At 64.8% G+C, this 13,570-nt stretch carries 13 protein-coding genes; 8 read left to right on the forward strand and 5 right to left on the reverse strand.

Translation table 11 applies throughout. The features are described 5' to 3' along the window. The 3 genes from QOI01_RS11220 to QOI01_RS11230 form a co-directional block, all read right to left on the reverse strand. A partial coding sequence (locus QOI01_RS11220; RefSeq protein ID WP_526380851.1) for an adenylate/guanylate cyclase domain-containing protein occupies nt 1–886 on the reverse strand: 886 nt, incomplete at its 3' end. Between the two features lie 113 nt (nt 887–999). After that, entirely contained in the window at nt 1,000–1,179 is a 180-nt protein-coding gene (locus tag QOI01_RS11225; RefSeq protein WP_526380853.1) for a hypothetical protein, read from the reverse strand. Nucleotides 1,180–1,255: 76 nt separating this feature from the next. Beyond that, nucleotides 1,256–1,945: a TetR/AcrR family transcriptional regulator gene (locus tag QOI01_RS11230; RefSeq protein WP_526380855.1), complete on the reverse strand. Its 690-nt coding sequence runs from the start codon at nt 1,943–1,945 to the stop codon at nt 1,256–1,258. A 42-nt stretch (nt 1,946–1,987) separates the two neighbouring features. Between QOI01_RS11230 and QOI01_RS11235 the strand changes: the two genes are divergently transcribed. Then, nucleotides 1,988–2,863, forward strand: coding sequence for a hypothetical protein (locus tag QOI01_RS11235; protein ID WP_526380857.1), 876 nt, complete (start codon nt 1,988–1,990; stop codon nt 2,861–2,863). A 418-nt stretch (nt 2,864–3,281) separates the two neighbouring features. Here the strand turns inward: QOI01_RS11235 and QOI01_RS11240 are convergent, their stop codons facing one another. Next, entirely contained in the window at nt 3,282–4,418 is a 1,137-nt protein-coding gene (locus tag QOI01_RS11240; RefSeq protein ID WP_526380859.1) for a DUF3500 domain-containing protein, read from the reverse strand. Between the two features lie 166 nt (nt 4,419–4,584). Between QOI01_RS11240 and QOI01_RS11245 the strand changes: the two genes are divergently transcribed. Further along, the gene (locus tag QOI01_RS11245; RefSeq protein WP_526380861.1) at nt 4,585–6,342 is read left to right on the forward strand and encodes a helix-turn-helix domain-containing protein; all 1,758 of its coding nucleotides are present in this window, start codon (nt 4,585–4,587) and stop codon (nt 6,340–6,342) included. A gap of 17 nt (nt 6,343–6,359) precedes the next feature. Here QOI01_RS11245 and QOI01_RS11250 read toward each other — a convergent pair whose 3' ends face one another. Next, nucleotides 6,360–6,881, reverse strand: coding sequence for a pyridoxamine 5'-phosphate oxidase family protein (locus QOI01_RS11250; RefSeq protein ID WP_526380863.1), 522 nt, complete (start codon nt 6,879–6,881; stop codon nt 6,360–6,362). Between the two features lie 194 nt (nt 6,882–7,075). Here QOI01_RS11250 and QOI01_RS11255 point away from each other — a divergent pair, with 194 nt between their 5' ends. The 6 genes from QOI01_RS11255 to dnaK all read left to right on the forward strand — a co-directional run. Then, complete coding sequence (locus tag QOI01_RS11255; protein WP_526380865.1) at nt 7,076–8,269, forward strand: FAD-dependent oxidoreductase; 1,194 nt, start codon at nt 7,076–7,078, stop codon at nt 8,267–8,269. Nucleotides 8,270–8,310: 41 nt separating this feature from the next. Next, nucleotides 8,311–9,342: an alcohol dehydrogenase catalytic domain-containing protein gene (locus QOI01_RS11260; RefSeq protein WP_526380867.1), complete on the forward strand. Its 1,032-nt coding sequence runs from the start codon at nt 8,311–8,313 to the stop codon at nt 9,340–9,342. Nucleotides 9,343–9,754: 412 nt separating this feature from the next. After that, the gene (locus QOI01_RS11265; protein ID WP_526380869.1) at nt 9,755–10,918 is read left to right on the forward strand and encodes an FAD-dependent oxidoreductase; all 1,164 of its coding nucleotides are present in this window, start codon (nt 9,755–9,757) and stop codon (nt 10,916–10,918) included. A gap of 154 nt (nt 10,919–11,072) precedes the next feature. Next, nucleotides 11,073–11,267: a hypothetical protein gene (locus QOI01_RS11270; RefSeq protein WP_526380871.1), complete on the forward strand. Its 195-nt coding sequence runs from the start codon at nt 11,073–11,075 to the stop codon at nt 11,265–11,267. 34 nt (nt 11,268–11,301) lie between these two features. Next, nucleotides 11,302–11,976 carry a hypothetical protein gene (locus QOI01_RS11275; RefSeq protein WP_526380873.1) on the forward strand — a complete coding sequence of 225 codons (675 nt, stop codon included), beginning with the start codon at nt 11,302–11,304 and terminating at the stop codon, nt 11,974–11,976. A 213-nt stretch (nt 11,977–12,189) separates the two neighbouring features. Further along, a partial coding sequence (dnaK, locus tag QOI01_RS11280) for a molecular chaperone DnaK (RefSeq protein WP_526380875.1) occupies nt 12,190–13,570 on the forward strand: 1,381 nt, incomplete at its 3' end.

Genomic DNA, 13,570 nt, shown 5'->3' on the forward strand with positions numbered 1-13,570 from the left:
CCGCGGCGTCAAGCACGTGTTCGCAGTTGTCGAACACCAACAACCGGACCCGGCCCTCCAACGCAGCAGCCACGCTGTCGGTCAGGCTCCTTCCTGGCTGCTGGGTGATGCCCAGCACCGATGCCACCGCATCGGGTACCGCGCCCGGATCGGTGACCGCAGCAAACTCGAAAAACCAGACGCCGTCCGGAAATTCGTTGATCAGGTGCTCAGCCACCTCGATCGACAACCGCGTCTTGCCGACCCCGCCCATCCCGGTCAGCGTCACCAACCGATGCCCCCGTACCGCTGCGACCACGTCCGCGACCTCGGGCTCCCGCCCGATGAAGCTGGTGACGGCAGGACGCAGGTTCCCTGGCGTCGCATCGAGAACCCGCAGCGGTGGGAACTTGGTGCGGAGCCCCGTAGCGCGGACTTGAGCTATCACGACCGGCCCCGTCAGGTCCCGCAACCGTCTCGGCCCCAGGTCGATGAGCTCGACTCCGGTTATCAGGTCCGCCGTCGAATCGGCCAGCAGGATCTGGCCGCCGTGGCCTGCCGCCATCACCCGCGCGGCGCGGTTGAGTGCCGGACCGAAGTAATCCGCGCCTCGCTGCTCCGCTTCGCCGGTCGCGATACCCATCCGGACCGGAAATTCGAGCCTCCGTTGCGCGGCCATCGCCGCGTCGACGGCAGGGCGCGGCGAGGCGAAGGCGGCACACACTCCGTCACCGGTGTGCTTGAACAACCAACCATCATGTGCCGCAATGACTTCGCGCAACACCTCATCGTGGACAGCGAGGCCGTCCCGCATCGAGACCGCATCGGTCTCCCACCGACGAGTCGACCCCTCGATGTCGGTGAAGCGGAACGTCACTACCCCAGTAGGCGCGACCCCCACGGCCATCTTCGAAGAATGTCACGAGGAGCCCTCCCGAACTGCGGTTTTACGGCGTTGGCAGCGTTGGATACAGAGTGAGCCCGCGCGATCTGTGTGCCTCCACGGGCGCTGACCGCCGGTCAACCACGACGAGTCGTGAGGTCGGACGCGGGCTCAGCGGTCGTCACCTCGGCGCACAGCAGGGCGCTCAGCGGAACGCCGAACAACAGCATCGCGAGGGCCGGGTCGTCGGCCGAGATGTCCGGAAGGCACGCGACGATCGCTGCCGCAGCGGCGACCAGTAACAACTGCGCCGACACCGTCAAATGGCGCGTCGAGAAAATGGTCGTGAACCGTACCTGAAGTTCACCGTGTGCTCGCGCTTGTAAAGGGCGCCTAGGCGATTTGTTGTTTCGCTAGTTCTCCCATGGTGATGACGCCCTGGGTAATCTGCGCGGCTAGCGTGGAGGTGTCGGCGTCAAGTTGCTCGGAAATGTTGGCAGTCAACGCGAGAGTGGCGAATCCGTGGGACAGCGACCAGCCCGCCATGGCGAGCCCGCGGACATCATCGTCGGTCACCGGTCCCGAGCGATGTGAAGTGAGACTGGTTCGGGCGGTGCCGTACAGGATGTCGAAAGCTGCGTTTTTGGCGAGCACCAGCTTCGGGTCGTCGCTGCGGTACAGGTAGGGGCGGAACATCACTTCGAAGTGACCGCGGTGGGTAAGGGCGAATGCGATGTAGGCCTGACCACCGCGCATGAATCCCTCTGGGCCGGTCGCTGCCGGACCGATCATCTCTGCTTGGAGACGAAATCCCTCGGTCGCAACTGCGGTGAAGATTCCGGTCTTGTCGCCGAATTGGTAGGCCAGCGCAGCATGCGAAACGCTCGCGCGGCGGGCTATGCGACGCATGCTCACCGCAGCGACCCCGACGGTCTGGACTTCCTCAACCGCGCCGTCAATCGCCGCTCGCTCAAGCTGCCCGTGGTGATAGGGCCGCGTGGCACTCGTTGTCATAGTTCGCCACTGTACCGACGCAATCTGACCATTGATAAGTTCCGCGAGACGCGGCAAACTGGTCAACATCGACAAACTGTCCATTGGTAAGACTCGCGGTCAGGAGTACGCATGGACGACAACAGCGTGGCGATTGTGGGTGCCACGCCTTGGGGGTCAGCGCGCGTGGTGCGGTGGGCCGGCACGCTCGGATTCGTCCTGCCTGCGATCACGCTCGTCGTTTATCCGATCTGGACATTCCCGGGAACCCAGACGTCGGGTACCGAAGTGGCGCGGTGGGCCACGACTCACCACGATCGGTTGGTCGTGACGATGCTGCTCAATACCGTCGGCGTCACGCTTTGGCTGATATTCGGCGCCGCGGTATGGACTTACCTATGTGATCGACTTCCCGTGAGATCGATTCTTCCGGCGTGCTTCGCCGCTGGCTTCATCGGATGCGTGACTCTGCTGCTCAGCGGGTTCACCGCGTTCGACCTCATGCTCTACCGACACCACAGCGCTGAAACGTCAACGCTGCTCTACGACCTGACCTTCGGATTGCTGGCAATGTCGGGAATGCCCACCGTCGTGGCGCTGGGGTCGTTCGCGGTTGCGGTGTACGTCCACCGGGTGCTGCCGCGGTATACCGCTCACCTCGCGTTCGCCGGCGCCGCGATACACCCCCTGCTCCTCGCAGCGTTCGTCGTCCGCGATGGGCCGCTTTCGCTCGAGGGTTTCTCGATCACCGTGATGCCGGCTTTCCTGTTTGCCTGGATTCTCGGAACCGCACTCGCGATGCCACGCGAGGCTCGGTCCGGACGACCTGGCCGCAGTGGCCGCCGAACCCCCGCCTACGCAGAACACTGGACTGGCAGACACCCGAGCCGGTTCAGGACGTTCATCGACGGTTGGCCGAACAGCGCTCGCAGGAACAGCAAAGTGGTATCGGACTCCTCACGATCCGCCGTCGCGAGGACAATGAACCCGTCGGATACTGCGGACTGATCGTCGGCAGCTGCAGCGGGGTCGGGTTCCACCGCGATGACATCTGCACCGGCATCCTGCAGTGTAGGAAGTCGTCGGAGCTGTCGGATTTGAGGGCCAATGACTTGGGGATTGTCACCATCGTGTCGCACGATGGTTGTCACTGAGGTGTCGGAGTCCTCAGGATCGTCGCCTACGACGACGGTGTTGCGCCTCCCGGGCCCGCGACCCGCGCAGCGAAACGAGCCCGTCGTGGGGCGCTGGCTCGGCCGCCCGGCGGGCGCTACGCCGCCTATGTGGCCGGTCACGAGGAAGCCGTCGACGTCCTGCAGTCGTTCCTGTGCAGGCATCGGGGGGTTGCGGTGTTTTAAGTCGCGTTCGAGCGCTGGATCGATTCGCCAATCAGCGGGACCTTTGAGCTGATTCATTGTCCACGTTCCTAGGCGAGTCGAGGCCGGGAATGGAAGTCCGCGTGGTGGCGCGCGAGAACGTCATCGGCGAAGTCCGCTGAGGGGTCCCGCCACACAGTGTGAATATGGTTGACGTCTCGCTGAGTGTTGTCGTACTCGGCGAGTAGGCGTGGTCCCTGCAGCCGGTAGTAGTGGGGTTGGCCGCGCTCGATGCCGCCGGCCCACGCGAAATGCACGGCGTCGAGCTTGTGACCGGCGAACTTCTCGGCCTCCCGATCGGCGAGTTCTTCTGGGATTCTGCCGATGAAGACGTCGAGAACCGCTCGGAGTAGCTCACGTTGGCTCGCCGTCATCGCATCTGCCGCAATGCCTTTCGGCGCTGACGTAAGGCTCAGGGCGCGATGATGTTCCGGCCGAAGGCCCGCGTTCGCCTCCGCCGTGTCGTGCATGGCGTGCACCAGGTCGCGCAGTCGCGGCTCGGAGAACTGCGCGCGCCACAGGTCCGGCAGGCCCATCATGACATCGCCGTCACTGAGATGGGTGCGATTGCCGCCGACGATGTCTACCGGGGCGACCGGACTGATCATCGCCTCCGCCGCCTGCCCCTCGTCGAGTGACCGGACCAGTTCGCGCGCAAGGTCTTCGGCCGCACCTAGGGGGCGGAGCAGGTGCCCGCCCAGCAGGGGCGACTCGGCCGGATCTGCGCCGAGGAAGCTGGGAGAATTGGAGACAACCTCACCGTGTCCGACCGAATGCTGAACCGAGACGTGGTGCCCGCCGAAACGCCACGACCACGGCCCTTGCGCATCGGGTTCGCCGAATATTCTGAGCCAGTACATCTGTGGGTCCCGTCCACGCTCGCGGCCCCAGTCCACTTGCCAGTCTTCGACGTGGTCGAGCACGTTCTCCAGGCCCATGATGGTGGTCGCGGTGACATACCCCGGTGTGGACAGGCCGGTCGCGACCAACTGCATCGCGCGGCTCTGCTGGGCCGGGCTCATCTGTGCCAGCGCCAGGCCGCCGTGATCAGTGGGTGTGTAGTACCACCGGAGACGTTCTTCGTCGGAAGGCCACGGCGACAGCGCCTTGTGGCGTTGCTCGTCGGTCAGGCCGGCGAGCCATGCCCGGGCCGCATCGATCATTCGCTTCGCGGGCGAGGTGGTCATGGCGGCCTCCCGTTGAGTTCGATTGAGCTGAAACGCAGTGCTTCGCTACGAACCTTATGCACAGTGATCCGATGGTGGACTGTGTGATGCCACAGCATGTACCGTCCGCATTGTTGACAATTCCAAGGTTGCGGCGCGTCGAGACGACAGCGAAATCGGGGCTGGCATGCGTACCTATACGAGCAGCGAGATGCGGGAATGGCTCGGCGGAGTCGGTGACCTGGCCGCCGCCGTCAATACGGCCACCCCGCTGCCGAAGCTCCTCGACCTGATTGCCGCGACCGCCTGCGGGCTAACCGGTTACGAGGCCAGTGGTGTGTTGCTCGTAGATGACGACCGCCACCTCCTTTGTATCTCGGGCTCGGCCGGGCTGTCGGCCGAGTACGTCGCAGAGGTCAACGAGCGGCGGACCATCACGGTGGAGGCCGGCCCGCTGTCGGGCGGCCCCTCGACGCGGGCATTCCTGACTGCCCAGCCGGTGATCGTCCCCGATATCCTGGCCGACCCTTCCTTTGCTCCCTGGGCATGGTTGGCCGACAACTACGGATATCGAGCGATGGCCGCGGTGCCACTTCTGGTCGATCAGATCCCGGTTGGCACGCTCAACTGCTACCGAACCTCAGTGCACGACTTCGGCCCGGATGAGGTCGCACTGCTCTGGATCCTGGCGAACCAGGCCGGTACCGCACTGCAGAGTTCGCGGCTGATCAACTCGCTGACCGAGCAACGCCGACTGCTTGAGCAGTCCGAGGACATCCACCGCGAACTGACGGAAGTGGTGCTACGCGCGGGCGGTGTCCAGGGCGTTGCCGACGCACTGGCCCGCCTACAACAGCGTCCAGTGCTCGTCACGGACGCCGCAGACGTCGTCGTCGCGAATGCCCCGTATCAGGGCGTGCAGCTCGCGCCGCGACCGATCGAACCCGATTTGATGCCTGACGGTACCGGGGAAGTAGCCCAAGGGAATCGGGTGACGGCACCGGTGTCATTGGGAGGCGAGATCGTGGCGAGGTTGTGGTTGTCCGGTCCGTTCGCGGAGATGACGGAACTCGATCGACGCGCACTGGAGCACGCGGCAGTGGTCTGTGCGCTCGAGTTCCTCCGCCAGCGCACGGCCATCGACGTCGAATGGAGTTTGCGCTCAGACCTTCTCGCCGATTTCCTTTCGGGTGCCACGGCAGATGCGTTGAGCGCCCGCGCTATTGCGCTCGGGCACGATCTGACCCGCGCCCACACGGTCATCGTCGCGGCATCCGACGGCGACGCGGGGCCGAGCGGGGGGCGGTCATTGCTGTCGACCGTGCGAGCGGTGGCGGCGCAGTGCGAACCCCGGCCGCTGGTGACGAGCACCGGCGAAGACGTACTCGTGCTGTGGCCAGAAGCGCCGCGGGCCGACACCCCCACACAAGCGGCCGAACATATTCGGCACGCGGTGAGTCGGCTTGTCGGCGAAGGGACCGCGACCGTCGTCGTCGGTCACCGTTGTGAGCGTCTTGCGGACGCCAGGGCCGCAGTAGGGTCAGCTCGCGCTGCACTGCAGCTCGCGCGGCTCAAAGGGGCGGACCGCGTAGTCACACTGCCGGACCTAGGTGTTTATGGCTTGCTGCTACAGCTGAACGACCCGCACGAACTCGTGCGGTTTGCCGACCACACACTGGGCGCATTGCGGAAATACGACGACCGGAAGAAAGCCCAGCTGGTCACGACGCTACGTACATACCTCGAGCAAGGAATGAATGTCGGCCGTACCGCGGCGGCCTTGTTCGTCCATCAGAACACCGTCGGACTGCGGCTGAAGAAGATCGAGGAAGTGGCGGGGCTATCGATCCAGCAGCCCGAGTCCTGGCTGCAACTGAAACTCGCGCTGATGGCCGCCGACGTCCTTGGCGGTGCGCAGCCACCGGCGACCACCCCGTCAGGGTGAGCTCTGCCAAGGCGTACTCACGGTTTGCCGAAGGTCGCGACTGCATCGACGGTGAACTCCAACAACACCCGGCGCTCGCTTCGGCTCGGGTCGCGAAGCGCGTACCCGCCGCCCGTGCCGAGATACTTCGCTGCCATGCGATCGATGTGGGCGGTGACCCGCGCTCCGTCGACGGGGTCGTCTTCTGAGATCTTGCGGGCCACAGTCGCTTTGATGCTCATCCAGTGGAATGGATTCGCCGGGTTCATCAGCAGGAAGGTCGCCTGCGGATTGTTCTGAAGCCACTGGGTCTTCTTGCGGTGTTCGGCCAGGTTGAGCAGTACCCGATCGCCTTCGTAGTCGAACCACACCGGGGAGAGGTTCGGCCGGCCCGCGCCTCCCATGACGGAGATGACGGCGGTCACCGGACCGTCGAGCAGCTGCAGGTAGATCGGGTCGAGGTCGTCGAGGCGATGGAGCACGGAACGCTCACCGACCTCGAATTGTCCGGCCTGGACGCCGTCGGCGACGTCGCGGATCTTCGAAACACCAATGGGCATGGCTTACCTCCCGGGTATGTGGCGCCGGCGCCGCTGCGAACACCGTGCTTCATCAAGGTAGGGCGGCGCCGCGCCGCGCGGTTAGGGGATTGTCCACAGCCTTGCGCGCATTCACTGGTTGTTTCCACAGTGTGGCGGCGACCACCGTGCCGCACTCTTGAGCACATCACGATAGACAGCAAGGAGGTTCAACCGTGCAGCACTATGCAGGCTCGCGAGCGATAGTCGTCGGCGGCTCGATCGGTGGACTCACCAGCGCACTACTTCTGCGCAAGTTGGGTTTCGACGTCGACGTCTTTGAACGAACGCCAACCAACCTGGAGCATCGGGGCGGCGGGATCGTCCTGCAGCCGATCACGACGAAATGGTTTGGCGGTCACAGCGCGCGTCAGATCGAAGAGTTGAGCACCAAGAGCACTCGTCTGCGCTATCTGGGGCAGCACAACGAAGTCGTGCACGAAGAACTCATGGAGTGGCGCTACACGTCGTGGGGGACTGTTTATCGCGCGCTCCTGAGCGACTTCGGCGAGGAGCACTACCACCTCGGCGAATTCTGCGCTGGTTTCAGCCAGGACACCGACCAGGTTGAACTGCGCTTCGCCACCGGCCGGGTAGAGCATGCAGATCTCGTCGTGTTCGCCGACGGCATCACCTCCACCGCACGCCGGCGCCTCTTCCCAAACCTGGACCGGGAGTATTCCGGTTATGTCGGCTGGCGCGGGACGCTGCGCGAGGATCTGGTCAGCGACGAGACCCGCGCCATTCTGGCCGACTCGTTGACCTACAGCGTCGCGCCCAGCACACACGCCGTCATGTACACGATCCCCGGTATGGACGGCGAGCTCGAGGTGGGCAAGCGGCTACTCAACTACGTTTGGTATCGCAACGTCGCCGACGGGCCCGAACTGTACGAACTCACCACCGACGTCCGCGGGTTCGAAGCCCCAGTCTCACTTCATCCCGGCGCCGTCCAGCAGCGCTACATCGACGAGATGAAGGCAGCGGCGCTCGCCCAACTGGCACCAGCCGTTGCCGAGGTGATGGTGGGCACCGAGGAGCCTTATCTCCAGGTCATTTTCGATACCCGCATTCCGGGGATGGTGGACGGACGTGTTGCCGTCATCGGCGACGCCGCCTTCGCCGCACGCCCGCATGGGGCGGCCGGGTCGGCCAAGGCGGCTGCCGACGCCTGGGCTCTGTTCGACCATCTGGGAGCCCATGACGGTGGAATCGTCGAAGCGCTCAAGATATGGGAGCCCGGACAGCTCGAACTCGGCAATCAGCTCATCGATCGGGTATCGGCCATGGGCGCCCGATCTCAGTTCAGCAACACCTGGATCCCCGGCGATCCAGACCTGCGCTTCGGTCTGTACGGGCCGGGCAAGTAGATGCAAGAACGAAAATCCCCAGCAAATAGAGGAGTTTGACCGTGAAGGCTCTCGTGTACGACGGACCCGGCAAGATCGAATACCGCGACCATCCGATGCCGACGTTGGATGCCGACACCGACATCGTCATGAAGATCTCACAGTCGACGATCTGCGGTACCGACCTGCACATCATCAAAGGTGCAGTACCGACCGTACGGCCGGGCACCGTGCTCGGCCACGAGGCCACCGGCGTCGTTACGGAGGTCGGCAACTCGGTGCAGAACGTCAGGGTCGGCGACCGGATAATCGCGGCCTGTGTGAGCGCGTGCGGATACTGCCGATTCTGCACCTCCGGAATGTACGGCCAGTGTCTCAACGGCGGCTGGGCCCTGGGCAACACCATTGACGGTGTCCAGGCCGAGTACGCCCGAATCCCGTTCGCCCGCAACTCCGTCTACAAAATCCCCGATGCGCTCACGGATGAGCAGGTGCTGTTCCTCACCGACATCCTCGCCACGGGCTACGAAGTGGGTGTGCTCAAGGGACAGGTCAGGCCGGGCGACACCGTCGTCATCGTCGGTGCCGGTCCGGTAGGTCTGTCCGCGACCTTGACCGCGCAACTGTTCTCGCCGCGCAACCTCGTCGTCGTCGATCGTGTCGCCGGGCGGCGCGATGTCGCCCTGAAACTCGGTGCGACGCACGCGGTCGACGAGCACGAAGTCCACAGCCTGGTCGCACAGCTGACCGGCGGTCTGGGTGCCGACGTCACCATCGAAGCCGTCGGCTTCCCGGATGCGTTCGAACTCGCCGCTGACCTCGTTCGCTCCGGCGGCCACATCGCCAACATCGGAGTCCACGAAGGTCCGGCCACGCTCCATCTGGAGACGCTGTGGGCCAAACAGGTCACCATCACCACGGGTATCCCATCCGGCCTGACGATTCCCGAACTGATGAACGCCATCTCCACGGGCGCGCTCGACGGCACCAAGATGATCACCCATCGGATGGCTCTCAATGAGACCGAGAAGGGCTACGACATCTTCAAGAGGTCCGCCGAAACTGGGGCGCTCAAAGTCGTTCTCACCAACTGAGAGTGCTGGCGAAAGCTCCGGCTTGGGGGTTAATTGACCGTGGTGCAGCAGCGTTCGGTTAGTGATGCCGTGGTCTCCCACAGGGCCCTCTGCAATTCGGGGCTGCGATCGGCTTCGGGGCGGTATAGCGGGCTCGCCCGAGCACCTCGTCCCGTCCCTCCACCCGTGAGATCGGGCGACCAACCTGCTCGGGCGTCGTCGTCATGCCATCACCTTTCGCACCGGCCATTCCTGTTCAGACTGCGCCGTGATCCGGCGGAAGTCATCAGTCACCCGACTGATGCGCTCCGCTGTTCAAGCGGCCAGGCTGGCACCGTGGCAGATCTCCTCGATCCATCGACGCTGCGTGGTGGCAGGCGCGGACGATGATCCAGTTGGTCCGGCAATCTGGTGCGAGCGGATGGAGATTTGGATGGGCGTTCGGAAACCATTCAGCGCGTTGATCATCGGCGGTTCGGTGGGCGGATTGGCGGCCGCGAACGAGCTGCGGTCGATCGGCGCGGAGATCACCGTCTACGAACGGTCCGCCGATCGCACCCAGCCGCGCGGCGCCGGTATCGTCATGCAGCCCGAAGTAGCGGCGCTGCTGGACCGACTGAACAGGTCGGTACCGTCAGTCAGCGTCGAGCTTCGGCAACGGCAGCACCTACACCGTGACGGCAGGTTCGCCCGTTACGACGCCCCGCAGTGGATGACCGCGTGGGATACCCTCTACCAGGCATTTCGAGAGCCGCTCGCGGCGGCGTGCGTCCGACTCGACAGCGCTCTCGAGCGCGTCGACGTCGACCGGCAGACCGCCACAGCCGCATTCGTCGGTGGTGAAACGGCCCGCGGGAACGTCGTGATCGGTGCCGACGGGATCGGCTCGACGACGCGCTCGCTGCTCACCGCCGCGAACGACATCAGGTACGCGGGGTATATCGCCTGCCGTGGGCTGGAACCGGAGTCGGCCATTGGCAACGACCTTCTCGACCTCCTCTCGGAACGGTTCACGTACTTCGGCGTGCCCGGGATGCAGATGCTCTGCTACCTGGTTCCCGGGCCGAATGGGGAGCGCGACAAGGGTTCCCGACGGGTCAACTGGGTGTGGTACATCAACACGCCTGAATCCGCCCTGGAACATTTGCTTACCGGCACTTCGGGGCGACGGTTCGACCATTTCCTTCCCGCTGACGAGGTAACACCCGAGACCACCACCCAACTAACCACTTTGGCCGGCGAGGCGTTGCCACCGCAGTTCGACACCCTCATGCGATCGTCCAGAGTGTTCCTGCAGCCGGTCTACGATCTCCCGCCAACCCGAATGGTCGCCGACCATATCGTCCTCATCGGTGACGCGGCCGGAACCGTGCGCCCCCACACCGCGTCGGGTACGTCGAAGGCGCTCGGCGATGCCGCCGAGCTGGCGCACGCTCTGCGCGGATGGTCGCCACCCGACCCGCTGCCCGACCAGAACCTGCAGCGCTGGGAAGCGACGCGCTTGACTCACCTGGTCGAGGTCGCCGGACGCGGAATGCGGCTGGCGGCGCAATCTTCGCTGGGTGCATCCTTCGGCCCCCAGTTCCTGGGCGACTGACCGCGCGCACCCGCCGAGGCCGGAGAGGAGCGCCGCGCGGCCGATCGATCGGCAGTCCGCTCGTCGACCGATTCAGCATCGAATATGCGCGGTGCCATCTCATCGAGCGCGACTAGCATAACGACAGGGTGTCAGCCGGTCAGATGGGAGGCGCATGGTCGTTTCGGCGAACATCGGCCCACCTGGCTCGGCCGCGCGATCGGTATTCGCGCTGGTGGGTCGAGCCGAGCTGGTGCAGCTGGTCACCGATGTCGCCCAGCACGCCGCGTCAGCGCCACCGGCCCTGATCGTGCTCGGGGAGACCGGTATCGGAAAGTCGGTTCTTCTGCAACCCGCTGGCGCTCATTGACGTTTCCCGGCTCTACGCGCGTACGGGCGAGCGGGTGTTCCGCGGCGTCACCGCCCCAGCGCTGGGTGCCGCATACGCCGTGTTCGCGATGCAATTGGCTGAGTTGCCAACGGATACGCGCCGTCTGTTGTTGCTGACCGCGGCCGGCTCGGGCTACGAATCGATGGCGACGATCACCGCTGCCGCGGGCCATGGCGCGGGCGCGGCGGCATGGCAGCCGGCTCTCTCGGCCGGTCTGATCACGGTGACCGGTGATCGCCGACCGGAGTTCTGCCACCCGTTGGCGCGGGCCGCCGCCTATGCCGAGAGCAGCCTGTCGCAACGACGCCAAGCCCATCTTGCGCTGGCCGCCGTGCTGAAGAGCGAGCCATCCTGTCGCGCATGGTATCTCGCGGCCGCGGCCACCGGCCCCGAGGAACACATCGCGCAGTCGCTGGAGGCGGCATCGCAACTGTCGTTCCGTCGTGGCGGTTACCTGGAAGTCGCCCGAGCGCTGCAACGTGCGGCCGAACTGAGCCCCGATCAGGAGTCGGCCGCCCGTCGATTCGCGACGGCCGCCGCGGCGGCCAATTTCGCCGGGGACACTGAGTGGGCGACCTCGCTGTGCGGGAACGCCGCTGTGGCAATACGCGACGCTGACACGACGGCGTACGCCACGTCGACCCGCGCCTCGATCCTTATGCAGTCTGCGCGTCCGACAGTCAAATGAAAATCCGACAACTTATGCGGGTTCCTACATCCTGCAGGAGCGCCCGGGAACAAATCGCGCACCCGCCCCGTTGACCCATTCGACAACTTGAGTGAAGCAGGCTCAACTCTGGTTTGACACCATCGCACCCGCGAGGGCAAGCTTGAGCGTGGTCCACTCAGACCCGACAACGTTCGATTTTTTGGCAGTTTTTCTATACAGGAGGCAGTAACTATGGCTCGTGCGGTCGGTATCGACCTCGGGACCACCAACTCCGTCGTCTCGGTGCTCGAAGGCGGCGAACCCGTCGTGGTCGCAAACTCGGAGGGCTCACGTACCACCCCGTCGGTCGTCGCGTTCGCGCGCAACGGCGAGGTGCTGGTCGGTCAGCCCGCCAAGAACCAGGCAGTCACCAACGTCGACCGGACCATCCGTTCGGTCAAGCGCCACATCGGCACTGACTGGTCCGTCGAGATCGACGGCAAGGACTACACGTCGCAGGAGATCAGCGCGCGCATCTTGATGAAGCTCAAGCGCGACGCGGAGAGCTACCTGGGTGAGGACATCACGGACGCGGTCATCACCGTGCCCGCGTACTTCAACGACGCTCAGCGCCAAGCCACCAAGGAGGCCGGTCAGATCGCCGGCCTCGAAGTGCAGCGCATCGTCAACGAGCCCACTGCGGCGGCGTTGGCCTACGGCCTGGACAAGGCCGACAAGGATCAGACCATCCTGGTCTTCGACCTCGGTGGTGGCACGTTCGACGTCTCCCTGCTCGACATCGGCGACGGTGTCGTCGAGGTCCGCGCGACCTCCGGTGACAACCACCTCGGTGGCGACGACTGGGACGACCGGATCGTCACCTGGCTGGTCGACAAGTTCAAGGCCTCGGCAGGCATCGACCTGACCAAAGACAAGATGGCCATGCAGCGTCTTCGTGAGGCTGCCGAGAAGGCCAAGATCGAACTGAGCTCAGGCCAGTCGACCTCGATCAACCTGCCGTACATCACGGTCGACGCGGACAAGAACCCGCTGTTCCTCGATGAGCAGCTGAGCCGCGCCGAGTTCCAGAAGATCACCCAGGATCTGCTGGACCGCACCCGTAAGCCGTTCCAGTCGGTCATCAAGGACGCCGGCGTCTCGGTCTCCGAGATCGACCACGTCGTGATGGTGGGTGGCTCCACCCGCATGCCTGCCGTGACTGATCTGGTCAAGGAGCTCAGCGGTAAGGAGCCCAACAAGGGCGTCAACCCCGATGAGGTCGTGGCCGTGGGTGCCGCCCTGCAGGCGGGTGTGCTGGCCGGTGAGGTCAAGGACGTCCTGCTGCTCGACGTGACACCGCTGTCGCTCGGCATCGAGACCAAGGGTGGCGTGATGACCAAGCTCATCGAGCGCAACACCACCATCCCGACCAAGCGGTCGGAGACCTTCACCACGGCCGACGACAATCAGCCGTCGGTGCAGATCCAGGTCTTCCAGGGTGAGCGTGAGATCGCCTCGGCGAACAAGTTGCTCGGCAGCTTCGAGCTGACCGGCATCCCGCCCGCCCCGCGTGGCACGCCGCAGATCGAGGTCACCTTCGACATCGACGTCAACGGCATCGTCCACGTCACCG

This window comes from Mycobacterium sp., assembly GCF_032162605.1.
Classification (GTDB): Bacteria; Actinomycetota; Actinomycetes; order Mycobacteriales; family Mycobacteriaceae; genus Mycobacterium.